The 25,991-nt window shown below is 57.2% G+C and carries 11 protein-coding genes, 2 tRNA genes, 4 rRNA genes and 1 pseudogene; 11 read left to right on the forward strand and 7 right to left on the reverse strand.

From position 1 onward, the window contains the following. Window positions 1–5: 5 nt before the first annotated feature. From PSH80_RS00555 to PSH80_RS00595, 9 genes are all read left to right on the forward strand, one after another. Window positions 6–1,187 carry an acyl-CoA dehydrogenase gene (locus PSH80_RS00555; protein ID WP_029290432.1) on the forward strand — a complete coding sequence of 394 codons (1,182 nt, stop codon included), beginning with the start codon at window positions 6–8 and terminating at the stop codon, window positions 1,185–1,187. Between the two features lie 13 nt (window positions 1,188–1,200). Beyond that, window positions 1,201–2,421, forward strand: coding sequence for a CaiB/BaiF CoA-transferase family protein (locus tag PSH80_RS00560; RefSeq protein ID WP_305418763.1), 1,221 nt, complete (start codon window positions 1,201–1,203; stop codon window positions 2,419–2,421). 630 nt (window positions 2,422–3,051) lie between these two features. Continuing rightward, window positions 3,052–4,585 (forward strand): 16S ribosomal RNA (locus tag PSH80_RS00565). A gap of 81 nt (window positions 4,586–4,666) precedes the next feature. Continuing rightward, window positions 4,667–4,743, forward strand: a tRNA-Ile gene (locus tag PSH80_RS00570). A gap of 30 nt (window positions 4,744–4,773) precedes the next feature. Beyond that, window positions 4,774–4,849: transfer RNA gene (locus tag PSH80_RS00575), tRNA-Ala, on the forward strand. A gap of 248 nt (window positions 4,850–5,097) precedes the next feature. Then, window positions 5,098–7,991, forward strand: a 23S ribosomal RNA gene (locus tag PSH80_RS00580). Between the two features lie 172 nt (window positions 7,992–8,163). Next, window positions 8,164–8,279, forward strand: a 5S ribosomal RNA gene (gene rrf / locus PSH80_RS00585). A gap of 109 nt (window positions 8,280–8,388) precedes the next feature. After that, window positions 8,389–8,504: ribosomal RNA gene (gene rrf, locus PSH80_RS00590) — 5S ribosomal RNA — on the forward strand. Together the 16S, 23S and 5S rRNA genes with 2 tRNA genes alongside form the textbook arrangement of a ribosomal RNA operon. 263 nt (window positions 8,505–8,767) lie before the next feature. Further along, window positions 8,768–10,648 carry a methyl-accepting chemotaxis protein gene (locus tag PSH80_RS00595; RefSeq protein WP_057441336.1) on the forward strand — a complete coding sequence of 627 codons (1,881 nt, stop codon included), beginning with the start codon at window positions 8,768–8,770 and terminating at the stop codon, window positions 10,646–10,648. 51 nt (window positions 10,649–10,699) lie between these two features. Here the strand turns inward: PSH80_RS00595 and PSH80_RS00600 are convergent, their stop codons facing one another. From PSH80_RS00600 to PSH80_RS00620, 5 genes are all read right to left on the reverse strand, one after another. Then, entirely contained in the window at window positions 10,700–11,161 is a 462-nt protein-coding gene (locus tag PSH80_RS00600) for an SRPBCC family protein (protein WP_305418767.1), read from the reverse strand. 22 nt (window positions 11,162–11,183) lie between these two features. Beyond that, window positions 11,184–14,573: an amino acid adenylation domain-containing protein gene (locus PSH80_RS00605; protein WP_186626322.1), complete on the reverse strand. Its 3,390-nt coding sequence runs from the start codon at window positions 14,571–14,573 to the stop codon at window positions 11,184–11,186. Beyond that, on the reverse strand, window positions 14,570–15,517 hold the full coding sequence (locus PSH80_RS00610; RefSeq protein ID WP_120731171.1) for a diiron oxygenase: 948 nt from the start codon (window positions 15,515–15,517) through the stop codon (window positions 14,570–14,572). Before PSH80_RS00610 ends, PSH80_RS00605 begins: the two co-directional genes overlap by 4 nt. Then, window positions 15,514–16,284 (reverse strand): DUF3050 domain-containing protein, encoded by a 771-nt coding sequence (locus PSH80_RS00615; protein WP_305418772.1) that lies wholly within the window; start codon window positions 16,282–16,284, stop codon window positions 15,514–15,516. The genes PSH80_RS00610 and PSH80_RS00615 overlap by 4 nt, the downstream gene beginning before the upstream one ends. A gap of 511 nt (window positions 16,285–16,795) precedes the next feature. Beyond that, the gene (locus PSH80_RS00620) at window positions 16,796–17,506 is read right to left on the reverse strand and encodes a GntR family transcriptional regulator (protein ID WP_057957930.1); all 711 of its coding nucleotides are present in this window, start codon (window positions 17,504–17,506) and stop codon (window positions 16,796–16,798) included. 276 nt (window positions 17,507–17,782) lie between these two features. On the opposite strand from PSH80_RS00620, the gene lapG reads away from it, so the two are divergent. Together lapG and lapD are read left to right on the forward strand one after the other, a co-directional pair. Further along, complete coding sequence (gene lapG, locus PSH80_RS00625; RefSeq protein WP_057441344.1) at window positions 17,783–18,475, forward strand: cysteine protease LapG; 693 nt, start codon at window positions 17,783–17,785, stop codon at window positions 18,473–18,475. Window positions 18,476–18,489: 14 nt separating this feature from the next. After that, window positions 18,490–20,438: pseudogene (lapD, locus tag PSH80_RS00630) on the forward strand (cyclic di-GMP receptor LapD). A 14-nt stretch (window positions 20,439–20,452) separates the two neighbouring features. Here the strand turns inward: lapD and PSH80_RS00635 are convergent. Further along, window positions 20,453–20,791 (reverse strand): hypothetical protein, encoded by a 339-nt coding sequence (locus tag PSH80_RS00635; RefSeq protein ID WP_057441348.1) that lies wholly within the window; start codon window positions 20,789–20,791, stop codon window positions 20,453–20,455. Between the two features lie 160 nt (window positions 20,792–20,951). After that, complete coding sequence (locus PSH80_RS00640; protein ID WP_305418775.1) at window positions 20,952–25,928, reverse strand: immunoglobulin-like domain-containing protein; 4,977 nt, start codon at window positions 25,926–25,928, stop codon at window positions 20,952–20,954. Window positions 25,929–25,991 lie beyond the last annotated feature (63 nt).

Here is a 25,991-nt window from a genome sequence, read left to right on the forward strand (position 1 = left end):
CACTCATGGGCGGTAAGGCAAGCTTCAACTGGATCGATCCACTGCTGCTGGATCAACAGCTCACAGAAGAAGAGCGCATGGTGCGCGACAGCGCTGAGCAATTTGCCCAGGACAAGCTGGCGCCGCGTGTGCTGGAAGCCTTCCGTCATGAAAAGACCGATCCTGCAATTTTCCGTGAAATGGGCGAGACCGGCCTGCTCGGCGCGATGATCCCCGAGCAGTACGGTGGCAGTGGCTTGAACTACGTCAGCTACGGCTTGATTGCCCGTGAAGTGGAGCGTGTCGACTCCGGCTACCGCTCGATGATGAGCGTGCAGTCGTCCCTCGTCATGGTGCCGATCAATGAGTTCGGTACTGAGGCGCAAAAACAGAAGTACCTGCCCAAGCTGGCCTCGGGTGAGTGGATTGGTTGTTTCGGCCTGACCGAGCCCAACCACGGTTCGGACCCGGGCGCGATGATTACCCGTGCGCGCAAGGTGGATGGCGGCTACAGCCTTACCGGCAGCAAGATGTGGATCACCAACAGCCCGATTGCCGATGTGTTTGTGGTCTGGGGCAAGGACGACGCCGGCGATATCCGTGGTTTTGTCCTGGAGAAGGGCTGGAAAGGCCTGAGTGCCCCGGCGATTCACGGCAAGGTCGGCCTGCGCGCTTCGATCACCGGCGAAATCGTCATGGATAACGTGTTCGTTCCCGAAGAAAACATCTTTCCCGATGTGCGCGGCTTGAAAGGGCCGTTCACCTGCTTGAACTCGGCGCGCTACGGCATCTCCTGGGGCGCGTTGGGGGCAGCGGAGTTCTGCTGGCACACGGCGCGTCAGTACACCCTTGATCGCCAGCAGTTCGGGCGTCCATTGGCTGCCACACAATTGATCCAGAAAAAGCTCGCCGATATGCAGACCGAGATCACTCTCGCCCTGCAGGGTTGCCTGCGCCTGGGGCGGATGAAGGATGAAGGAACGGCTGCGGTGGAGATCACTTCGATCATGAAGCGTAACTCCTGCGGCAAATCCCTGGATATCGCCCGTATGGCTCGTGACATGCTGGGTGGCAACGGCATCTCCGATGAGTTCGGGATCGCCCGGCACCTGGTCAACCTGGAAGTGGTGAATACCTACGAAGGCACGCATGACGTCCATGCGCTGATCCTCGGACGTGCACAGACTGGTATCCAGGCGTTCTATTAATAGGAGTGTGACCATGGGCGCGCTATCGCATCTGCGGGTACTGGATTTGTCACGGGTGCTGGCAGGGCCCTGGGCCGGGCAGATTCTTGCGGATCTCGGGGCCGAGGTGATCAAGATCGAGCGACCTGGCAGTGGCGACGATACGCGCGCCTGGGGGCCGCCGTTCCTTAAGGACGCTTATGGTGAGAACACCACTGAGGCGTCCTACTACTTATCGGCCAACCGTAAGAAGGAGTCGGTGACTATCGACTTCACCCGACCGGAGGGGCAGAAGCTGGTCCGGGACCTCGCGGCGAAGTCGGATATCTTGATCGAGAATTTCAAGGTTGGCGGTTTGGCGGCGTATGGCCTGGACTATGAGTCGCTCAAGGAGCTCAACCCGGAGCTGATCTACTGCTCTATCACAGGGTTTGGCCAGACCGGGCCGTATGCGGCGCGCGCGGGCTATGACTTTATGATCCAGGGGTTGGGCGGGCTGATGAGTCTGACGGGGCGTCCCGAGGGTGATGAGGGCGAAGGTCCGGTCAAGGTGGGTGTGGCACTGACCGACATTTTGACCGGGCTTTACTCTACGGTGGCGATTCTGGCGGCGTTGGCGCACCGCGACCATGATGGTGGCGGCCAGCATATTGATATGGCGTTGCTGGATGTCCAGGTGGCTTGCCTGGCTAATCAGGCGATGAATTACCTGACGACGGGTGTATCGCCCAAGCGGTTGGGCAATGCGCATCCGAATATCGTGCCGTATCAGGACTTTCCCACCGCTGACGGCGATTTCATCCTGACCGTGGGTAACGACAGTCAGTTTCGCAAGTTTGCCCAGGTTGCCGGGCAGCCACAGTGGGCTGATGATCCGCGGTTTGCTACTAATAAGCTGCGGGTGGCCAATCGGGCGGTGCTCATTCCATTGATTCGCCAGGCCACAGTGTTCAAGACCACTGCCGAGTGGGTGAGCCAGCTGGAGCAGGTCGGTGTGCCCTGTGGGCCGATCAATGATCTGGCGCAGGTGTTTGCCGATCCTCAAGTGCAGGCGCGCGGGTTGGCTATCGAGTTGCCGCATCCGCTGGCAGGCAAGGTGCCGCAGGTGGGGAGCCCTATGCGGCTGTCCAAGACGCCGGTGGAGTATCGCAGTGCGCCGCCTCTGCTGGGCGAACATACGGCTCAGGTGCTAAGCCAGGTGCTGGGATTGGGGGCGGCCCATGTGGCGGCTTTAAAGGAAGCGGGGGTCATTTGAGGTGTTTCTTCTATATAGAGGGGGTTTCTATATAGAAAGGCTGGTTGTTTTTTAAACGATCGTAACTAATTGATAGAAAAGCAAAATTAAGGGTTGACGGCAGATTCTGGAAGTCTATAATTCGCCCCACTTCCGGCGCAGTCGAAACGGAAAACTCCTTGGTAAACAAAGAGTTACGCAGAATTCGACAGCGAGTTGCTTCAGATCATCGAAGCCCAGAAGGAGTTGGTAGAGCAGTGTTGTTTGGCTCTATTAACGTTTCGATCCTCTCGGTCGAAAGCGGAGAAAAAGAGGTGTTGACAGCAGCGTGTAACGCTGTAGAATTCGCCTCCCGCTAACGAGAGATCGGAAGCGCAAGTGGTTGAAGTTGTTGAGGAAATCCTCAAAAGCTTCTGAAAATAATCACTTGACAGCAAATGAGGCTGCTGTAGAATGCGCGCCTCGGTTGAGACGAAAGATCTTAACCAACCGCTCTTTAACAACTGAATCAAGCAATTCGTGTGGGTGCTTGTGGAGTCAGACTGATAGTCAACAGATTATCAGCATCACAAGTTACTCCGCGAGAAATCAAAGATGTAACCAACGATTGCTGAGCCAAGTTTAGGGTTTCTTAAAAACCCAAAGATGTTTGAACTGAAGAGTTTGATCATGGCTCAGATTGAACGCTGGCGGCAGGCCTAACACATGCAAGTCGAGCGGTAGAGAGAAGCTTGCTTCTCTTGAGAGCGGCGGACGGGTGAGTAATGCCTAGGAATCTGCCTGGTAGTGGGGGATAACGTTCGGAAACGGACGCTAATACCGCATACGTCCTACGGGAGAAAGCAGGGGACCTTCGGGCCTTGCGCTATCAGATGAGCCTAGGTCGGATTAGCTAGTTGGTGGGGTAATGGCTCACCAAGGCGACGATCCGTAACTGGTCTGAGAGGATGATCAGTCACACTGGAACTGAGACACGGTCCAGACTCCTACGGGAGGCAGCAGTGGGGAATATTGGACAATGGGCGAAAGCCTGATCCAGCCATGCCGCGTGTGAAGAAGGTCTTCGGATTGTAAAGCACTTTAAGTTGGGAGGAAGGGTTGTAGATTAATACTCTGCAATTTTGACGTTACCGACAGAATAAGCACCGGCTAACTCTGTGCCAGCAGCCGCGGTAATACAGAGGGTGCAAGCGTTAATCGGAATTACTGGGCGTAAAGCGCGCGTAGGTGGTTAGTTAAGTTGGATGTGAAATCCCCGGGCTCAACCTGGGAACTGCATTCAAAACTGACTGACTAGAGTATGGTAGAGGGTGGTGGAATTTCCTGTGTAGCGGTGAAATGCGTAGATATAGGAAGGAACACCAGTGGCGAAGGCGACCACCTGGACTGATACTGACACTGAGGTGCGAAAGCGTGGGGAGCAAACAGGATTAGATACCCTGGTAGTCCACGCCGTAAACGATGTCAACTAGCCGTTGGGAGCCTTGAGCTCTTAGTGGCGCAGCTAACGCATTAAGTTGACCGCCTGGGGAGTACGGCCGCAAGGTTAAAACTCAAATGAATTGACGGGGGCCCGCACAAGCGGTGGAGCATGTGGTTTAATTCGAAGCAACGCGAAGAACCTTACCAGGCCTTGACATCCAATGAACTTTCTAGAGATAGATTGGTGCCTTCGGGAACATTGAGACAGGTGCTGCATGGCTGTCGTCAGCTCGTGTCGTGAGATGTTGGGTTAAGTCCCGTAACGAGCGCAACCCTTGTCCTTAGTTACCAGCACGTAATGGTGGGCACTCTAAGGAGACTGCCGGTGACAAACCGAGGAAGGTGGGGATGACGTCAAGTCATCATGGCCCTTACGGCCTGGGCTACACACGTGCTACAATGGTCGGTACAGAGGGTTGCCAAGCCGCGAGGTGGAGCTAATCCCACAAAACCGATCGTAGTCCGGATCGCAGTCTGCAACTCGACTGCGTGAAGTCGGAATCGCTAGTAATCGCGAATCAGAATGTCGCGGTGAATACGTTCCCGGGCCTTGTACACACCGCCCGTCACACCATGGGAGTGGGTTGCACCAGAAGTAGCTAGTCTAACCTTCGGGAGGACGGTTACCACGGTGTGATTCATGACTGGGGTGAAGTCGTAACAAGGTAGCCGTAGGGGAACCTGCGGCTGGATCACCTCCTTAATCGACGACATCAGCTGCTCCATAAGTTCCCACACGAATTGCTTGATTCATTGAAGAAGACGAAAGAAGCAGCCCGAAATTGGGTCTGTAGCTCAGTTGGTTAGAGCGCACCCCTGATAAGGGTGAGGTCGGCAGTTCGAATCTGCCCAGACCCACCAATTTTGTGTGGGAAACGCCTGTAGAAATACGGGGCCATAGCTCAGCTGGGAGAGCGCCTGCCTTGCACGCAGGAGGTCAGCGGTTCGATCCCGCTTGGCTCCACCACTACTGCTTCTGTTTGTATAAAGCTTAGAAATGAGCATTCCATCCATGCGATGGTGAATGTTGATTTCTAGTCTTTGACTAGTTCGTTCTTTAAAAATTTGGGTATGTGATAGAAAGATAGACTGAACGTTACTTTCACTGGTAACGGATCAGGCTAAGGTAAAATTTGTGAGTTACTCAAATTGAGTATTATCGAATTTTCGGCGAATGTCGTCTTCACAGTATAACCAGATTGCTTGGGGTTATATGGTCAAGTGAAGAAGCGCATACGGTGGATGCCTTGGCAGTCAGAGGCGATGAAAGACGTGGTAGCCTGCGAAAAGCTTCGGGGAGTCGGCAAACAGACTTTGATCCGGAGATGTCTGAATGGGGGAACCCAGCCATCATAAGATGGTTATCTTAAGCTGAATACATAGGCTTAAGAGGCGAACCAGGGGAACTGAAACATCTAAGTACCCTGAGGAAAAGAAATCAACCGAGATTCCCTTAGTAGTGGCGAGCGAACGGGGACTAGCCCTTAAGTGGCTTTGAGATTAGCGGAACGCTCTGGAAAGTGCGGCCATAGTGGGTGATAGCCCTGTACGCGAAAATCTCTTAGTCATGAAATCGAGTAGGACGGAGCACGAGAAACTTTGTCTGAATATGGGGGGACCATCCTCCAAGGCTAAATACTACTGACTGACCGATAGTGAACTAGTACCGTGAGGGAAAGGCGAAAAGAACCCCGGAGAGGGGAGTGAAATAGATCCTGAAACCGTATGCGTACAAGCAGTGGGAGCCCACTTTGTTGGGTGACTGCGTACCTTTTGTATAATGGGTCAGCGACTTATTTTCAGTGGCGAGCTTAACCGAATAGGGGAGGCGTAGCGAAAGCGAGTCTTAATAGGGCGTCTAGTCGCTGGGAATAGACCCGAAACCGGGCGATCTATCCATGGGCAGGTTGAAGGTTGGGTAACACTAACTGGAGGACCGAACCGACTACCGTTGAAAAGTTAGCGGATGACCTGTGGATCGGAGTGAAAGGCTAATCAAGCTCGGAGATAGCTGGTTCTCCTCGAAAGCTATTTAGGTAGCGCCTCATGTATCACTGTAGGGGGTAGAGCACTGTTTCGGCTAGGGGGTCATCCCGACTTACCAAACCGATGCAAACTCCGAATACCTACAAGTGCCGAGCATGGGAGACACACGGCGGGTGCTAACGTCCGTCGTGAAAAGGGAAACAACCCAGACCGTCAGCTAAGGTCCCAAAGTTATGGTTAAGTGGGAAACGATGTGGGAAGGCTTAGACAGCTAGGAGGTTGGCTTAGAAGCAGCCACCCTTTAAAGAAAGCGTAATAGCTCACTAGTCGAGTCGGCCTGCGCGGAAGATGTAACGGGGCTCAAACCATACACCGAAGCTACGGGTATCACCTTCGGGTGATGCGGTAGAGGAGCGTTCTGTAAGCCTGTGAAGGTGAGTTGAGAAGCTTGCTGGAGGTATCAGAAGTGCGAATGCTGACATGAGTAACGACAATGGGTGTGAAAAACACCCACGCCGAAAGACCAAGGTTTCCTGCGCAACGTTAATCGACGCAGGGTTAGTCGGTCCCTAAGGCGAGGCTGAAAAGCGTAGTCGATGGAAAACAGGTTAATATTCCTGTACTTCTGGTTATTGCGATGGAGGGACGGAGAAGGCTAGGCCAGCTTGGCGTTGGTTGTCCAAGTTTAAGGTGGTAGGCTGGAATCTTAGGTAAATCCGGGATTCTAAGGCCGAGAGCTGATGACGAGTGTTCTTTTAGAACACGAAGTGGTTGATGCCATGCTTCCAAGAAAAGCTTCTAAGCTTCAGGTAACCAGGAACCGTACCCCAAACCGACACAGGTGGTTGGGTAGAGAATACCAAGGCGCTTGAGAGAACTCGGGTGAAGGAACTAGGCAAAATGGCACCGTAACTTCGGGAGAAGGTGCGCCGGTGAGGGTGAAGGACTTGCTCCGTAAGCTCATGCCGGTCGAAGATACCAGGCCGCTGCGACTGTTTATTAAAAACACAGCACTCTGCAAACACGAAAGTGGACGTATAGGGTGTGACGCCTGCCCGGTGCCGGAAGGTTAATTGATGGGGTTAGCTAACGCGAAGCTCTTGATCGAAGCCCCGGTAAACGGCGGCCGTAACTATAACGGTCCTAAGGTAGCGAAATTCCTTGTCGGGTAAGTTCCGACCTGCACGAATGGCGTAACGATGGCGGCGCTGTCTCCACCCGAGACTCAGTGAAATTGAAATCGCTGTGAAGATGCAGTGTATCCGCGGCTAGACGGAAAGACCCCGTGAACCTTTACTATAGCTTTGCACTGGACTTTGAATTTGCTTGTGTAGGATAGGTGGGAGGCTTTGAAGCGTGGACGCCAGTTCGCGTGGAGCCAACCTTGAAATACCACCCTGGCAACTTTGAGGTTCTAACTCAGGTCCGTTATCCGGATCGAGGACAGTGTATGGTGGGTAGTTTGACTGGGGCGGTCTCCTCCTAAAGAGTAACGGAGGAGTACGAAGGTGCGCTCAGACCGGTCGGAAATCGGTCGTAGAGTATAAAGGCAAAAGCGCGCTTGACTGCGAGACAGACACGTCGAGCAGGTACGAAAGTAGGTCTTAGTGATCCGGTGGTTCTGTATGGAAGGGCCATCGCTCAACGGATAAAAGGTACTCCGGGGATAACAGGCTGATACCGCCCAAGAGTTCATATCGACGGCGGTGTTTGGCACCTCGATGTCGGCTCATCACATCCTGGGGCTGAAGCCGGTCCCAAGGGTATGGCTGTTCGCCATTTAAAGTGGTACGCGAGCTGGGTTTAGAACGTCGTGAGACAGTTCGGTCCCTATCTGCCGTGGACGTTTGAGATTTGAGAGGGGCTGCTCCTAGTACGAGAGGACCGGAGTGGACGAACCTCTGGTGTTCCGGTTGTCACGCCAGTGGCATTGCCGGGTAGCTATGTTCGGAATAGATAACCGCTGAAAGCATCTAAGCGGGAAACTAGCCTCAAGATGAGATCTCACTGGAACCTTGAGTTCCCTAAAGGGCCGTCGAAGACTACGACGTTGATAGGTTGGGTGTGTAAGCGCTGTGAGGCGTTGAGCTAACCAATACTAATTGCCCGTGAGGCTTGACCATATAACACCCAAGCAATTTGACTACTCTTGACTTGGAAACAAGCAAAAGCATCAGATTGCGGTGTGTGAAGACGAAATGAACCGAAAGTTCGAATCTCACAAAATACCGAAAGCTGTCACATACCCAATTTGCTGAAGCGAGACCATCTGGTCACGACTCAGTACCCGAATTTCTTGACGACCATAGAGCATTGGAACCACCTGATCCCATCCCGAACTCAGTAGTGAAACGATGCATCGCCGATGGTAGTGTGGGGTTTCCCCATGTGAGAGTAGGTCATCGTCAAGATTAAATTCCGAAACCCCTGTTTGCTAACGCAAACAGGGGTTTTGTTTATGTAGAAGTCCATGAATTTCACCGAACCGTTGCTAGTGCAACGCTCTGGTACACAGAATTTCTTGACGACCATAGAGCATTGGAACCACCTGATCCCATCCCGAACTCAGCAGTGAAACGATGCATCGCCGATGGTAGTGTGGGGTTTCCCCATGTGAGAGTAGGTCATCGTCAAGATCAAATTCCGAAACCCCCGTCTGTTAACGCAGACGGGGGTTTTGTCGTTTTGGGGGCTTATGTGTCCTCTGCTGACCGCCTGTCAGTTTCCTGCATAAAAAGAAGATGTATCCCACAAATTCCTAAGATTTATCCAACCTTGGCCGAAAGCCTGATGAGCCATGCGTGCACCGAAATAGAGCGGTCGTAGAGTCCGCCTATACCGTACATGGAACGTTGCATTCGGCACGCTCACCCCCTTTTGGCAAAAAGAAGTCGATGAAATGAATCTCAAGTTCAGTCATAAAATTCTGTTGGCCGCGTCAGGCGTTGTGGTTTTGGCCTTCGCGCTGTTTACGTTGTACAACGACTACCTGCAGCGCAACACCATCAGGCAAAATCTGGAGTCATCTATTGAGCAGTCGGGTGACCTGACTGCTAGCAGTGTGCAGAACTGGCTCAGTGGCCGGATACTGGTCCTGGAGAATCTCGCGCAGAACGTTGCTCATCAAGGCGCCAACGCCGACCTCCCCGGCCTGGTTGATCAACCGGCGTTCACCTCGAACTTCCAGTTCACCTACGTTGGCTCAACCAACGGTGTCTTCACTCAGCGTCCTGACGCGAAAATGCCTGAAGGCTACGATCCGCGTCAGCGCCCGTGGTACAAGCAAGCGGTCGCTGCCGACAAACCCATGCTGACGCCGCCTTATATGGCCGCCGTCGGTGGTTTGATCGTCACCATCGCGATGCCGGTCAAGAAAAATGGTGAGCTGCTGGGTGTAGTGGGTGGTGACTTGAGCCTGCAAACCCTGGTGAAAATCATCAACTCGGTGGACTTCGGCGGGATTGGCCACGCGTTCCTGGTCAGCGGCGATGGGCAGGTAATCGTCAGCCCTGACCAAGAGCAGGTAATGAAAAACCTCAAGGATATCTATCCAGGCAGCGGTGTCCGGATTGAGAAGGTTAATCAGGATGTCGTCCTCAATGGTCAGGACCGCATCCTGTCCTTCACCCCGATCAGCGGCTTGCCGGGTGCAGATTGGTACATAGGCCTGTCGATCGACAAAGACAAAGCCTACGCCCCCCTGGGTAAATTCCGCACCTCCGCTTTGATCGCGATGTTTATTGCCGTCACAGCGATTGCCGTGTTGCTGAGCCTGTTGATCCAGGTGCTGATGCGCCCACTGACCACCATGGGCCGCGCGATGCAGGACATTGCTCAAGGCGAGGGTGACCTGACCCGCCGCCTGGTCGTGGAAAGCAAAGATGAATTCGGCGAGCTGGGTAGTGCGTTCAACCAGTTTGTCGAGCGTATCCATGCCTCGATCAGCGAAGTGTCCTCGGCGACCAGGCATGTACACGATCTTTCCCAGCGCGTGATGGCATCGTCCAACGCCTCGATCATCGGCTCCGACGAACAGAGCGCCCGTACCAACAGCGTTGCTGCGGCCATTAACGAACTGGGTGCCGCCACCCAGGAAATCGCCCGTAACGCCGCTGACGCCTCGCAACACGCCAGTGGCGCCAGCGAGCAAGCCGATGACGGTCGCCAGGTGGTAGAGAAAACCATCCTGGCGATGTCCGAGCTGTCGCAGAAGATCAGCTTGTCCTGCACGCAGATCGAAACCTTGAATGCCAGTACCGACAACATTGGCCACATTCTTGATGTGATCAAAGGCATCTCTCAGCAAACCAACCTGCTGGCCCTCAATGCCGCCATTGAAGCGGCCCGTGCCGGTGAAGCCGGCCGTGGCTTTGCCGTGGTCGCCGACGAGGTGCGCAACCTGGCTCACCGTACCCAGGAATCGGCGGAGGAGATCCACAAGATGATCACCTCGTTGCAGATCGGTTCACGCGAAGCGGTCACCACAATGAACGCCAGTCAGGTGTCCAGCGAAGAAAGTGTCGAGGTTGCCAACCAGGCCGGTGAGCGCTTGATCAGCGTGACCCAGCGAATCGTCGAGATTGATGGCATGAACCAATCGGTGGCGGCAGCCACTGAGGAACAGACTGCCGTGGTGGAAACCCTCAATGTTGATATCAACCAGATCAACCTGCTGAACCAGCAAGGTGTGGCCAACCTCAATGAGACCTTGAAAGACTGTGACGCGCTGTCACAACAAGCCAATCGCTTGAAGCAGTTGGTCGACAGTTTCAAGATCTGATCACCACGGGGTAAATATGGCGCAGTGCAGCAGTGCACTGCGCCATTTTTTTCAGCCAAGCAACCGGCGTACGTTATCCAGTGCACTGTCGGCGAAGTCCTGAATAAACTGTTCAAACCCCTTTTTATCGCGGGCATCAACGGGCTCGGCGATGATGGTCCAGGTCGCCCGCGCTTGTTGCCCCTCAAGCGACTCAACAGCCATTGCCGCCCACAGTCGGGCCACGCCCAAGGTGTTATAGATCGTCGTCCACGTCATGTGCATCGTCCGCGCATCGTGGCTGTTGAGCTGTTCCACGACGATATTGCCATCGTGGAACCATTTCTTGCGTAGCGATCCCACCCCGCTGCCCGTCATGCTGATACGGGCGAGGGCAGGAATGAACGCGTCAAATCCCGCGAAACGCCCCACGACCGCCCATAGCTCATCGGCGCTGCAGGCAATCACCACAGATGACACCACAGGCCTGCCCAGGGGGTTTTTGATCAACGTATCGGGTTGCAGCTGTCTCATAAGTATTTCCTGAAGGCGGGGGTCACAGAAAGCCGATGGCATTGAGGTATTGGCATCCTCTGCGTAATAACTCGGGTGCTTTTTCGGGATACTGCACACCCATTTGTTCGACGCCATGGCGTGCGTTCTCATGGCGAATCATCGAAATATCGCCGATGTCTTCTCCCAGCCCATTGAGGTAGAACCCGAGCACACCGAAAAGGGCATTCTCGCGACCTACTTCGCGCAGATGGTGCTGCCAATCCGCGACGCTCACCAACTCGAACGCATGACCTGCCTGGCGAAACGACTCCACGTAGGTTTCCCACCTCAGGGGCTGCGGATTGTGCAGGTTGAAGACGCTACGCTCGGCAACGTAGTTGCCACTGTGGAAGGCAATGAACCGTGCCAGGAAATCCACCGGCATCAGGTCGAAGTTCAAGCCCAGGCGTGGCACCCGGCCCAGCTGCAGCGATCCCTTGAGCATCAGCAGCAGGCGGTTCTTGTGGGGTTGGCAGACACCGTTGTGGCTATTGAAACTGATGTTCCCGGGTCGATAGATATTGATCCAGGCACCTTGTCCGGCGGCACGCCCCAATAGACGTTCGGCCACCCATTTGGACAGGTTGTAGCCGTTCTTGATGTACAGCGGTGGGGTGCTTGCCGCCGGCGCTTCAAGCACTTGCCCGTCGGCCCCAACGCTACTCGACGCGGATAGTGTGGAGACGAAATTGAGCACTTTCTTGCAATGGGTTTCGCACAGGCGCAGGCATTCAATGACCGGCTCCACGTTGTCCTTGGCCAGCGATGCGTAGTCCATGACGTGATTGACGTGGGCCGCGCTGTGTACCAGCACCCCGAACTGGCGGGCGAGGCGTTCATAGACCTGTGCCTCCAGGCCTAAACGAGGTTGGCGCAGGTCAGCGGTGTATACCCGTACGCGGCTCAGGTCCAGGTGTTCCAGGCGGTATTCACGCATGGCGTCGGCAAACCGTATGGCGGCCGATTGTCCTGGGTTTTCGCGAACCAGGCAGGCGACTTCTGTCGCTCCGGCCACCAGCAAGGCTTCGACGATATGTATACCCAAAAAGCTGTTGGCGCCGGTCACGATAGCCTTGTGGCGATCACCGGCACGCGCCCCTGGCAGCACGGGGATATCCAGCGGGCGTAGTGCATCGCTTATCGCCCGGGCGGTGGGCGCCGTCCCCGGCGCGCTGTCGCCCATCAACGCCGCGAGTGTCTGCACCGTTGGCGCTTCGATAAACCGGTTGAGGGGCAGGCTGCGTCCGTACAACTCGCGAATCCGCAGGAGCATGGTCGAAAGCAGAATGGAGTGACCGCCGAGATGGAAAAAACTGTCGTCAGTCGAGATCTCGTTGACCGGCAACCCCAGCAGCTCACTCCACAGGTCCAGCAATTGCGCTTCCACCGGCGTTTGGGGGAGGCAATGGGGGTTATCCGAGACGGCCTGCACGACCAGTGCCTGTAATGCCTGGCGATCAACTTTGCCATTGCTGCCATAGGGCAGGCTCGTCAACTCAGTGAATACGGTCGGCTGCATATAGTCCGGCAGCGTTTGCCTGGCGTGTTGCTTGAGCGCTGCCAGGGCCGCGCCCGAATAGCTGGGATCAGCGTGTGCCACGAACACGAGAATTCTTCGCTCACGGTTAATCACCACCGCCACCTGGCGAAACAACTGGCTGGCGCGCAAACACTGCTCAATCTCCTGGGGTTCGACCCGAAAACCGCGGATCTTCACCTGCTGGTCCTGGCGCCCGACCAGTTCGATGCCCTCTGCAGTCCATTTCGCCATGTCTCCCGTGCGATAGGTGCGCAGGGTTCGGCCATCAGGCAGCGCAAGGTGCACAAAGTGCTCGGCGGTCTGCCGTGGCTGGTTCACATACCCAAGGCTTACTCCAGGGCCTGCGATGTACAGCTCGCCAACCACCTGATCCTCAACCGGTCGGCGCTGCTCGTCGAGGATCAGCACCTGACTGTTGGCGATGGGCATGCCGAGGTTGAGATTGCTGTCGTCAGCCCGCATCCGCCGGCAGCTGACCAGCACCGTGGCCTCTGTCGGGCCATACAGGTTGTGCAGGGCGCATTGCCCGGCCATTTGCTCAATGACATGGGGCTCACAGATATCACCGCCGGTCAGCAGGTGCTCCAGGCCCAGCGGCCGATCCATCGGCAGCAGGCTCAACAGCGCAGGTGGCAGGAAGGCATGGGTGATGCGCCGTTGCCGGATCAGTTCCACCAACTGGCGAGGGTCGCGACGCTGTTCTTCGCTGGGAACAATCAGGGTCGCGCCCTGGCTCAGGGCCGGAAAAAGGTCGATCAGTGAAGAGTCAAAACTCAAGGAAGAAAATTGCAGTACGCGGCTGTGCTCACTGAGCTCGACATACTGGCTGTACCACGCCGAGAAATGGGCCAGGTTCTGCTGGCTGAGCAAAACGCCCTTGGGCTGGCCGGTGGTGCCGGAGGTGTAGAGCACCATGCTGGCGCTATCAATCGAGGGTAACGTCAGGGCCAGGGGGCAGCGCTCGTCCATGTGCCGGCTGTCTATGCCGCTGACATCCACCCCAGTGAAATGCTCGCGCAACGGATGTTGGCCGTCATCGAGCAACACCGTGGCCCCTGCATTCTCCAGCATGGCCCGCTGGCGCGGCAGCGGATGGCCCGGCTCCAATGGCAGATAGACTGCGCCGCAGCCAAGAATCGCCAGAATGCTGGCATACAACTCAACCGACTTGCCCAGGCAAATACCGACCACGGGCACCTGCCCAGGCCCGAGCAACGGCCGCAAAACCTGCTGGATCGCCAGGCTGTGCCGCAACAGGCGTCGATAACTCAGGCTGAGGCCGGCGATCTCCAGGGCCGGCCTATCGGCGAAGACCCGCAAGCTGTGCTCCAACTGTTTGACCAGCGGCGTCCGGGCTTTTTGCAGCAGCGCCGGCTCATCGGTCCGGTTAAGGCGATGCAGGTAGGCCAGCCCCTCCAGGCCTTGCAGGCTTTGCTCTGGAAGGGGGGAGGCGCTCGCACGTTGGGCAAAATGTCCGGGGTTGCGCGCGAAGCCGCTGACCTGCCGCACAATCCACTCGACCAACTGTGTCACCGCCTGGCGTCGCAGTTGTTGACCGTTGCCGCAGGCTGGCGGTGCTACATCCAGCACGGCCAGCAGTTGCGATACGCGGTCATAGCAGCGTATTTGCAGGGCCGGCAGGCCGCACTCGCTCAAGGGGCCGATGGCCAGGCGCAGGCTCATCACGACCATGCCGGGCGAATCCTGGGCGACGGGCTGAGTGCCGTCTTCAATCAGCAAGTCGATGGCCGGCTCCTGCGCACCAAGGTCATGACCATAGGGTTCCAGTGCCTGCGTCAGCTCGTGCAAGGCCGTACTGGTACCGACCGGCCTAATCCCTAGGCGTCTCATGACGGGCTCCCGGATACGGGCAGATACGCGCTCATCGCCTGGGCGACGCAGGGTGTTTGCAGCAGCCCGCTGCGGCGCAGGAAACCCATGATGTTGCTGATCAGCGGGTGCTGGCGGGTGATGGGAAAGGCCAGGGCATTTACCTCGACCCGCAAAGCTTCGCGGACGGAGGGACTGATATCCAGATGGTCGATCAACAGCAGGTCGAAGTCCCTTTGCAGGTCACTGGTCAAATAGTGCTGCAGGAAGATCGGCAGCATCTGGGCGAGACAGTGGCGGTCTGCTTCGCTTGCCGTTTGCCAGTAGAGCCGCACCAGGCCGGTCCAGAAGCTGGCGTGGCGGCCCTCATCAGCCAGATGGTCGGCCATCAACCCCCTTACCGACTGTTTGACGCTGTCATCCTTGGCAAACGCCGCCACGTCATGGGTGACTGTGTTCTCGGCAATCGCCACGCCGATCAGCTCCACGGCATCACGCAGATGTGCCGGTACGCGGGCCTGCGCGCTGGGTATGGCACGGCTCAACTCGATGGCCGCAGGTAGCGCCAGCGGCGCAATACCCGTCTTCTCCTGCGTTTGCTGCATGAAGTCCAGGGCAACGAGGGCGTGGTAATCCTCATCGACCACCACGGTCATGGCGGCGTAGCGGCAGGCCACAGGGAAGGGGATTGAAAAGCGATTCTTGGCGATGCTCCTCGCGGTTTTATCGACGATCTCGGTTTCAAAGATCACCACGTCGTTGATGAATTTGTAGAACGTCTGCACCAGGACAAACTCGCGCCACTGCGGACAATGCTCCAGAAAGCCTGCACTGAGCACCAACGGTTGACGACATAGGGGATAGATCAACTTGTCGTCATCTTCCAGCAGGCGACGCGGGCGAGTACGGATGGTCGCCTGCTGCTCCCAGTCGGTCGCGAATGAGCGGTAGTCGGCAGCGGTCACAGGCTCACCTCCTGGCATCCTGCGTGCCGGCGCAGGCCGTCCCACAGGGCGATGCGGCTCTCTACGGCGCTGATGGCAGCATTCCAGGCCTGTTGTTCGCGCAGGGGATCTGCCTGGATCAGCCGCTGTAGCAGGTGTTCTGCGGCCGGTTCATGACCCTGGGCGTCCAGCTCGATGTGCCGCTGCAGGTAATAGCACAAGCTGGGGGCTTGCCGATTAGCGACATCGCAGCCTTCCAGGAGGCGCTTGAACATCGCCGGGATGACACTTTCGCGGCCATGCAGGAAGGTCGCGGCGACACAATGGGTCGGTGCGTTCAAGGCGACGTCCAGGGTGTGCCGCACAAAGCGCTCTACCGCAGGGTCAATGGTGATCTGTGCCAAGGCGCTGTCGACGCTTGCTCCCTCACGCTGCAACGCGATGAATCGTTCGATGGTGATGGTGCAGGCTCCCACCTCGCGCATGGCCTCCAGATACAGTTCGAAGTGACTGCTGTGCCCGACGCCCTGGCGCTGGTCTGATTCCTCGTCCAGGACAATTTCGTTGATCAGCCGCGCCGCCTGTGGGTCTGTCGGCGGCAGCCAGGGCAGGCGGATGCAGGTCAGGTCCTGTTGCAGGCGTTTGGTCAGGGTCATGAAGTCCCAGACGGCGAACACATGGTTTTGCATAAAGTGTTGTAGTTGCGGGAAAGAATTGATTTCCAGGAAAATCGGATGTTCATGTAATTGTTGTTTTTTATGTCTAAGTAGTTCTTGTAGTTGAAACATGGTTAATGCCTATAAGTCGTTATGCCGACTCAAATAAAAAGTTTGTTTAGAACCAAGCGTGGGTTGTTGGCGAGTACTTCGTTGCCCGGCAAGCAACAGGTAGTGACAAAGCATCCTATTCTTGTTGGAGCGCGCGTCGTCCACAGCTATGCCCAAGCCTGTGCCTACGCGTTCGAATGAAGTGCCAAGACCAATTAAAGAATAATCACTTGGTTAAGTGTTCAAATACTTTCTGAGTTGTATAAGGTTTTTTTGCAGGAAGGGAAATGCTGCAGTTGAACTTACTGTTCGGGGTGGGAACTTTCCTTGTTGTTTGCGAGTTTTATGTGGGTGGACTTAACGGGCAGGGTTTGATCCATTATTGCTTTGCAACGCTGCAGGTTCCTATCGGTCGATGTCGAGTCTGTTGGCGCAACCATCCAGGAGGGTGACGGCAGGCATGGACCGGCTTTGGGCGTGTGCGGCGCCTGGTCATCCAGGTCGCGCACTGGGCGGCTAAAGCCGGGAGAAGTCAACGCGGACCTTTGTCGTTGTCCTGTTCAATGCTGTTGAGGTATTGAGTGATCACTTCCATGCCGCGCATCAGGTGATTACGCAGCGTCAGCACGCTCTGCTCGACTTTTTTCTGCGCGACCAGATTCAGCAGCTCGCGATGGTCCTCCTGGGAGGTTTTGCCCAGTCCCATGGCTTCAAGGTTGAAGCGCAGGAACCGCTCCTCCTCGTTCAGCCCGTGTTCCACCAGGTTCAACAACCGCTGGTTGGGTGCCTTGCCATACAACGCCATGTGAAACAGGCGGTTGAGCCGGCCGATTTCGGTGTAGTCGGTTTCGCACTCAAGGGTGTCGATCAAGGCACCCGCCTGCTCGATATCGCTCTGGGTGAGTAATGGGATAGACAAGCGCAGTGCTTCCGACTCCAGGAGAATACGCAGGGCGTAGGTCTCCGCCGAGTTATCTTCAATCAGCGGAGCAACCACGGCGCCTTTATGGGTTACCACATGCAACAGCGACTGTGCCTCCAGCTGGCGCAGGGCTTCGCGCACCGGCATCCGGCTGACCCCGAACAGGCTGGCCAGCTCTTGCTGGCGCATGGCGGTGCCGCAGGGCAGGCGACCATCCAGTATGGCGTTGCGCAATGTTTCTTCAATAACGGAGCGCGCGAGGTGAGCGGGAATGGGCCCACTGATCTTGATGCTGCTCAAAGGGTTCGGCTTGTGCGTCACGACTACGCTATCCTCCTTTCTTGTTGGAATGGGTTTTGGCTGATTGGATCCAAAGAACACTAGAGATTGCATGCAGGCTTGTCAAACAGGCAAAGTTTCCCTTTGTAAGCAACTCAACAGCGCGGTTTTACATCGCACATTATGGCTGGCGGGCGTCTTACAAGTGCGATTGCTTTAGCTGAGTGGACGCTGGGTGATTGCACTGTGCCATTGTCTTTTTCCGACTGACCCTTCACCATCGAATGATTCTCCGTCTCTTTCTACGGACTGAAGCCATTGGCGGTACGTTTTACTCCCTCGCGGATCCTGTGCTGGCTGTTTTCAGCGCTGCTGCTGGCTGGCTTATTGCCTGGCGGGCTGCATGCCGATTGGGATTTTTCCCAGATCAGCCGGCGCGCTACAGCGCTCTATGGACCGCTGGGCGCGGGCCAGCAGCGTATCGACGACTGGCAGCGGCTGCTGGCCACGCAAAAACAAGGCAGCGAGTTGGAGCAGCTCAAGGTGGTCAACCTGTTCTTCAACAAGCGGGTGCGCTATGTCGAAGATGTCGACTTATGGAGCCAGGTCGATTATTGGGAGACGCCCATCGAAGCCCTGTGGAAGGGCGCCGGCGATTGTGAAGACTATGCCATTGCCAAGTATTTCAGCCTGCGACACCTGGGCGTCTCCAGCGACAAATTGCGCATTACCTACGTCAAGGCATTGCGGCAGAATCGCGCCCATATGGTCTTGACCTATTATTCGACGCCAGAGGCCATGCCACTGGTACTCGACAGCCTGATCGACGAGATCCAGCCTGCCAGCCAACGGACCGACTTGCTGCCGGTCTACTCCTTCAACGCCGAAGGCTTGTACCTGCCCGGCGCCAAAGGCAACAAAAAGGTTGGCGACACCAAGCGCCTGTCGCGCTGGCAGGATGTGTTGAAAAAAATGCGGGCGGAAGGCTTCCCAGCCGAGCCGGCCAACTAGGAGTAACTGTTCAGATGTCACTGTTCAAACAGCTGTTGATCGCTATCTGTCTGTTCCTGGTGGTCGCCTTCAGCGGCAGCTTCATGGTCAGCCTGGAAAGTTCGCGTACCCAATACGTGAACCAACTGCGCTCCCACGCGCAGGACGCGGCGACCGCTCTGGCGCTGTCCCTGACGCCCAATATCGACGACCCGGCGATGGTCGAACTGCTGGTCAGCTCGATCTTCGACAGCGGTTATTACGCGAGCATCCGCGTGGTCGACGTGACCAATGACCAGGTCATCGTCGAGCGCAGTGGTATCCCCGACAACAACGGCGTGCCCAACTGGTTCGTCAAGTTGATCGGCCTGGAACCGGCCGGCGGCGACGCCCTGGTCAGCCGTGGTTGGGAGCAGGCGGCGCGGGTCGAGGTGGTCAGCCATCCGATGTTCGCCCTGGCCAAGCTGTGGCAGAGCGCCCTGGGCAGCCTGGGCTGGCTGCTGCTGTGCGGCGCCGTCAGTGCGGTGCTGGGTGCGCTGTTACTGCGCCGGCAACTCAAGCCTCTGGACTATATGGTCAAACAGTCCCATGCCATTGCCCGCCGTGAGTTCCTGAGCCTGCCGGATCTGCCGCGCACCCCGGAGCTGCGCCGCGTGGTACAGGCGATGAACCAGATGGTGGAAAAGCTCAAGGCACTGTTCCAGGAACAGGCCGAGCGCAGCGAAAAACTGCGGGTGGAATCCTATCAGGACAACCTCACGGGCCTGGCCAACCGTCGTTATTTCGAGATGCAACTCAATGCCCGGGTCAGCAACCCCGAAGAAACCAGCTCAGGCTACCTGCTGGTGCTGCGGGTCAAGGACCTGGCCGGCCTCAACCAGCGCCTCGGTGGCCAGCGCACCGACCAGCTGCTGCAGGCAGTCGGCGAACAACTGCTGCGCCAGTGCGAGCCGTACCCGGAAACCCATAACCTGATTACGCGCATCCGCGGCGGCGAGTTTGCCGTGCTGGCGCCGGGGCTGATGCGTGAAGAGGCGATGCAGCTGGCGCAGAACCTGGAAAGCACCCTGCAAAGCCTGCAAGCCACCGGCGCCAGTGACGTTTCGCCGGTTGCCTGTATCGGCCTGGCGCCGTTCAGTCACGGTGATTCCCCCCAGGCCCTGCTGACCCTGGCCGACCAGGCATTGGCCCAGGCCGAAACCCTGGGTGACGTGAGTTGGGTGTGCCTGGACCACAGCGCTGCCGCCAGCGTCGGCGACGATCATCATGCCTGGCACTCACTGTTGGACCTGGCGCTGAGCCAGCAACGCTTCGAGCTGTACTTCCAGCCGGTGGTGGCCGCCCAGGATCCGCAACTGATCCTGCACTACAAAGTGCTCTCGCGTTTGGTGGACGATCAGGGCCACACCATCCCGGCCGGCCGTTTCCTGCCTTGGCTGGAGCGGTTTGGCTGGTCGGCGCGTCTGGACCGACTGATGCTCGAGCTGGTGCTCAAGCAGATGGCCAGCCATGAACATTCGTTGGCCTTGAACCTGTCTGCGGCCACGCTGGCAGACCCCCAAGCCCTGAACCGCGTGTTCGACCTGCTGCGTCAGCATTCCAACCTGGGCCCGCGCCTGACCCTGGAAATCGGTAAGAAGAGCAACGGCCCGAACAGGCGGTACTGGAGCAGTTGACCCAGCGTCTGCGAGAGCTGAACTTCTCCCTCAGCCTGCAACGTTTTGGCGGGCGCTTCAGCATGATCGGCAACCTGGCGCGCCTGGGCCTGGCCTACCTGAAGATCGATGGCAGTTACATCCGCGACATCGACCAGGAAAGCGACAAGCGCCTGTTTATCGAAGCTATCCAGCGCGCAGCCCACAGCATCGACTTGCCGCTGATTGCCGAGCGGGTCGAAACCGAGGGTGAGTTGCAGGTGATTCGCGAGATGGGGATTTTTGGCGTGCAGGGCCAGCTGTTTGGCGAGCCGGCGCCCTGGCGCTGAGGCCGTGGCCGGCCTCAGATCAGGCCGGTCTCATCATCATTGATCAGGTGGCTCAGGCCACCCAGTGATTCCCGTGCGTGGCTGCGATCCTTGAGCTTGGCTTGCGCGGCAACCGGCAGGTCCGTGAGGTTGATCACGCCTTTCTGGATCAGCACCTGAATCAAGTCTTCCAGCACCCGGATCATCTCCGAGTCACTGTGCTTGAGCTGCTTGAGGCTCAGCTCCGCTTCTTCATTGGCAAACCAAGCCTGGATCTCATGATGATCCGCGGGCAGGGTGCCAGTCGATTCGGCGAAGGCAACCGCTTCGGCGCGAATCAGCTCACCCTGTGCATCACGTTGCACGTAGAACATTGAACATCCCTCATGAGGAGAACTGACGACAGCCTGTCAGCAGCATAGGCCAACGGAGCGCGATTGGACGTGAGTATGCCGTGCAATCGTTGCCCCATGCCAGTGAACGGTGGCCGCAAATGAATCGGCCGCCTCAAGAGGCGGCCGGGTCATTGGTTCATTAGGTGTGATCGACCTTGATGGTCGGGTCAGCACCACTGATCAACGAATTGATCGTCTGGCCGGACCAGTTGTTACCTTCCAGCTTGATCGTCACATCCGCATTGGCCAGGCCGCCGTCAGCGTTGAGCTTGCCTTCGGAACTGATCTGCAGCGTGGTCACGTTATCCACCGTGGTCAACTTCAGGAAGTTGTCGATGGTGCTGTCGGTTTCACCCTTGAGCAGGTCACGCAGGTCGATACGGTCGCCTTCCGAGGCCTTGAAGTCCTTGATCACGTCGTTGCCGACGTCACCGGATCTCCAGACAAAGGTATCGGCACCAGTGCCGCCGATCAGGATGTCATTGCCCTGGCCGCCGATCAGCGTGTCGTTACCCGTACCGCCCAACAGGATGTCGTTGCCCTTGCCCCCGTCCAGGTAGTCGTTGCCGCCCTGGCCGAACAGGATGTCATCACCCGAGCCACCCAGCAGGGTGTCATTACCGTCTTTGGCACCCGAGGTGTTGAACTCGTTGTAGTGCTCGGTGATGTACTTGTGCACATCCTGGCCGGTGACAGCAGCAACCGCCACGCCGTTTTTCCCTGCCACGTAGGTCTGGATGGCGTTATAGCCCTCGCCGGTAATGCCCGGGAAGCTCACCAGGTCGCCGAACAGGATATCGTTGCCGTCACCTCCATCGACACGGTCGGCACCCGGCAGGGTGGCCTCGCTGTGACCGAGGATGGCGTTGGCCAGGTCCTTCGGATCGATGTTGCTTTGTGGCTTGTTGTCGCTGTCGTACGGTGCCAACTGATTCAGGCTGATCCCGCTGTTGAGGCCGATGGCTTCTACGCCACCTGTGGACAGGCCCTTGAGCAGTGCGAACGCGTTCTGCGAGTTGCTGATGAGCGTTGGATCGTTGATGTTTGAGGATGAGGCTGTACCGTTGCCGCCAACGGACGACAACTCATAGGTGCCATCCCCTTGGGCATGAATGGTACCCAGGTTGGACTGCCCCCAACCCCACCAGTTGTAGGTCCCGAGGGTCACCGTCCCTACCGTATTGATGTCAAGGTAGTGCTCCGAATCGATAGTGATCCGCGTGGCGGTACCCAGGGTGTAGTTACTCATGTTGACAACATCGTCCAGCTTGACGTTGCCGTACAAGCTCGGATTGGTCTGCTCATAGCGCTGGTAGTACGTCGGCTGACCATCGGTGATGAAGTAAGTGGTGTTGATTGCATCCTTGTTGCCAGTCGCCTGGCCACTTTTGAAGAAGTTGGATGCAGCCTTGAACACGTCTTCGTAGTTGGTGCCGCCGGTCGACACCATCTTATCCAGGACCTTCTGCAGCGCATCCAGTGCACCCGGGTCTTTCAGGTTGACTGTAACCGTACGATTGACCTGGTCACTGAAGTCCGCCAGGAAGATGTTCACGGTGCCAGAGGTGCTGGAGCCGATACTGTTTTTCAGTGAGTTGAACACGGTGGTCAGCGAGGCTTTCGCCGCCGCTACCGAGTCCGAACCCATACTGCCCGACGTATCGATCATGAACGCGATGTTGTAGTTTTTGCCCTGGACCACGTTCAGGCCAGAAACGTCCGCCACGATGATGTCGTTGCCGCTGCTACCGGTGACGTTGTCATCGCCCGAAGTCGCCGTGCTCCCGCTATAGGTGGCCGGGTACACCTTGACTGGCACATTGGCAACGGTTGTGGCCGAGCCGCCGAGGCTTTCGGTGGAGGTCGACGTCACGGTCAGGTTGTACTGGCCGCTGGTGTAAGGCAGTGGTTTGAGGCTCAAATTATTGAGGTCCCAACCGGTGACATTGACTTCGGTCTGGCCATTGGTAGCCGTAAAGGTATGCCCGGCACCATCGCTGAGCACTGCGCCCACCGGGATGCTGCCGATCTTCACGCTCAGGGTTTCCGAGCCGTCGGTATCGGTCAGGCCAGTGGTGACCTTGGTCAGTTTGACCGTGCCGTTTTCCAGCCCTTCGTTGAGCTTATACGCGTCGTAGTAGCCCTGGCCGTTGGTGCCATGCAGGTCAGACACCTGGGCACCTGCGTTGATCAGGTCGTTGACCCCGGTGTAGATCGGGATGTTGGTATTACTCAGGTTCGTCGCCGCCCCACCGTTGATCGACAGGTTAACGTCATAGCCGCCGGCATTTGACTGGTTCGCATGGTAAATATCGATGCTGTAGTAGCCATTGCTGGTCGGGGTGAACGTGCCGCTGAACTGGCCGGAGTTCGAGCCCCAGGTACCGCTAGCCACGTCTTTGCCGCCGATTCTGATCAGGAGACTGTCATCGGCATAGCCGCTGAAGGTATAGGCCTTGCCGGCTTCCAGATAGATCAAGCCTGAGGTTTTCGACCCCGCGCCAGCTGGTACGTTGGCCGTCGACTCGACATTGGTCGAAAGCGTCGTGCTGTTAGGCGTACCCGCGTTATCGATCGCATTTTTCAGTGCGGTCGGTGTCGCGCCATTGCCGTTGGTGCCCAGGTTCGCAATGCTGTTCCAGCTCTGCTTGGTCAGGCCTACCGATGCGATGTTGTTATCGGCAACGCTCAACGTCGGCGCGTCCGCAACCGGGGTGATGTCGACTTTCACGGTAGCGCTGGTGCCCAGGTCCTTGCCATCGGTTGGCTGGAACTTGAACTGTGCGTAATCAGCCTGCTTGTTGCCCACACCGGTGCCGCCGTAGCCGTCGGCTCCGGATTCGTTGGCGTTTGGCGTGAAGCGCAACTGGCCGCCGTCGATCTGCGCCTTGGTGAAGGTCTGGCCGGCTGTCACGTTGGTCCAGGTAGTGCCGTCCGCTGCCAGGTACTGCAGCTTGCCGGCGACTGGCAGCTCGGTGATTTTCACCCCGAGGCTGGCCTGAGGGGAATCCACATCGGTGACCCCGAAATTGGCCCAAGTCAGCTTCAGCGATGTGTCTTCGGTGCCGGTGACGGCGCCGCCAGTGGCAACCGGTGCGTCGTTGACCGCCACTACGTTGACTGTGGTGGTCGCTACGTTCGAGTAGTTGCCGCCGTCGGTCACGGTCACGGTGATGGTCCGTGGCGTGGTGCTCGGGTCGTCGCTGCTGTTGCTGAACGTGATGTTCTTGATCTGCTGCATGTAGTCAGCCAGCGACGCCGTCCCGGTCAGGGTCAGGGTGATCTTGCCGGTGACAGGATCCGTGACCGAGGTCACGTTCATACCGCTGACCTTGCTGTAGTCCAGCAAGTCGTTCGGCTGAGTATTGGTCAGCACCACCGTGGCGCCAGTCAGCTGGGTGCTGTCCGGGTCGGTGATGCGGATGTCGGTGTCAGCAATCGACACGCCAGTGCCGCCTTCGGTGAACGTGGTCTTGAAGTCGTTCCCGGTGGCGCCGCTGGAGTTGTTGGCATCCAGGTCGATGGTCGGTGGTGCATCGTTATCGATGATCGACGTTTCGATTTTACCGTTGGTGGTGCTGACAACCAGGTTCTCGAAGTTACCGCCGGAGGTACCCGAGATGCTGATCTCGAACTTCTCCGTAGGCTCGGTCAGCTTGTCGTCGATGGTCTTGATATCGAACGTCGCAGTGCTTTGGCCGGCTGGAATCTTCACGGTGTACACGCCGTTGAAGTCCGAACCGTCCTGGGCCACACCTTTATACGAGAGGGTCACCGTGACTTCGGTGGCTGCCGGCTGGGTCAGGTTCAACGTGTAATGAGCGGTCTGGCCTTCGGTCACCGAGGTATCGCCCGCGATACTGATCACGGTGTTGCTCGTCACGTCCGTCACCTTGGTGACTACCGGAGTACCGACCGGGATCAGGTTTTCATACTTGTCGCCACCGCTGACCACGTTAGTGATCTTCGCGGAAATATCCTTGGCGCCCACGTAGAAGTCATTCGGCGCGGTGAAGTTGGCGGTACTGCTGGTCTTGCCATTACCAATGGTAATGATCAAGTCGTTGTCCAACTTGATCACCAGGTCGGAACCCACGTTGGTCACGGCCGCACCGTTTTTGTCCACGAGGCTGGCGGTGTAGACGATCTGGCCACCTTCGGCGACGTTGGCGGTGGCGGTCAGCACAACCCTCACCTCGTCGATGGTGTCGTTGATGGTTGTGGTTGCGCCATCGCCAGCAACTACGAGCTTCTCGAAGTTGCCACCGTCAGTCCCGGTGATCTGAACGGTCTGGGTGCTCTTGTCGACGAACACGTCATCGCCAGGGGCATCAACGGTGACGGTGCCGACAGTTTCACCGGCCTTGATGGTGATGGTTTGCTTGTTATCGAGGGTCAAGGTGACGTCAGTGTCAGCCTTGTTGCTCAAGGTGGCGGTGTAGGTGATGGTGCCGCCTTCGTTGACGGCGCTTGGCGCGGTCAGGGTGACGGTAGTGGTGTTATCTGTGCCCGGTGTGTCAGTCACGATGGTGGTGACTTTATCGGTACCCGGAACCAGGTTTTCAAAGTGCTCGCCACCGGTGACTTCTTTAATGCCGGTAGTAACAGTCTGATCGCCTTTGTACACATCCGGAGCTGTAGTCGAAACAGTACCGCTCGACTGGTTCACACCGATGGTGATGACCTGGTTGTTATCCAGGGTCACGGTCACAGGGCTGGTGATGTTAGTCACCGGCGCGCCGTTCTTATCTACCAAGGTAGCGGTGTAGACGATCTCGCCGCCTTCACCCACGGTTTTGGTGGCGGTCAGCACCACATCGACCTTGTCGATGGTGTCGTTGTTGGTGGTAGTCGCGCCATCGCCAGCAACCACGAGCTTCTCGAAGTTGCCGCCGTCAGTCCCGGTGATCTGGACGGTCTGGGTGCTCTTGTCGACGAACACGTCATCGCCAGGGGCATCAACGGTGACGGTACCGACGGTTTCACCGGCCTTGATGGTGATGGTCTGTTTGTTGTCCAGCGTCAGGGTGACGTCGGTATCCGCTTTATTCGAAAGCGTAGCGATGTAGGTGATCTGGCCACCCTCACTCACTTCCGACGGAGCCGTCAGCGTCACGGTCGTAGTGTTATCGGTACCTGGGGTATCAGTAACAGTCGTAGTGACCTTATCATGCCCGGA

This window comes from Pseudomonas sp. FP818, assembly GCF_030687335.1.
Classification (GTDB): domain Bacteria; phylum Pseudomonadota; class Gammaproteobacteria; order Pseudomonadales; family Pseudomonadaceae; genus Aquipseudomonas; species Aquipseudomonas shahriarae.

Coding starts and splice junctions, on each gene's coding strand:
- PSH80_RS00555 (WP_029290432.1), top strand. CDS start 6: ATGGGCGGTAAGGCAAGCTTCAACTGGATCGATCCACTGCTGCTGGAT.
- PSH80_RS00560 (WP_305418763.1), top strand. CDS start 1,201: ATGGGCGCGCTATCGCATCTGCGGGTACTGGATTTGTCACGGGTGCTG.
- PSH80_RS00595 (WP_057441336.1), top strand. CDS start 8,768: ATGAATCTCAAGTTCAGTCATAAAATTCTGTTGGCCGCGTCAGGCGTT.
- PSH80_RS00600 (WP_305418767.1), bottom strand. CDS start 11,161: ATGAGACAGCTGCAACCCGATACGTTGATCAAAAACCCCCTGGGCAGG.
- PSH80_RS00605 (WP_186626322.1), bottom strand. CDS start 14,573: ATGAGACGCCTAGGGATTAGGCCGGTCGGTACCAGTACGGCCTTGCAC.
- PSH80_RS00615 (WP_305418772.1), bottom strand. CDS start 16,284: ATGTTTCAACTACAAGAACTACTTAGACATAAAAAACAACAATTACAT.
- PSH80_RS00635 (WP_057441348.1), bottom strand. CDS start 20,791: ATGTTCTACGTGCAACGTGATGCACAGGGTGAGCTGATTCGCGCCGAA.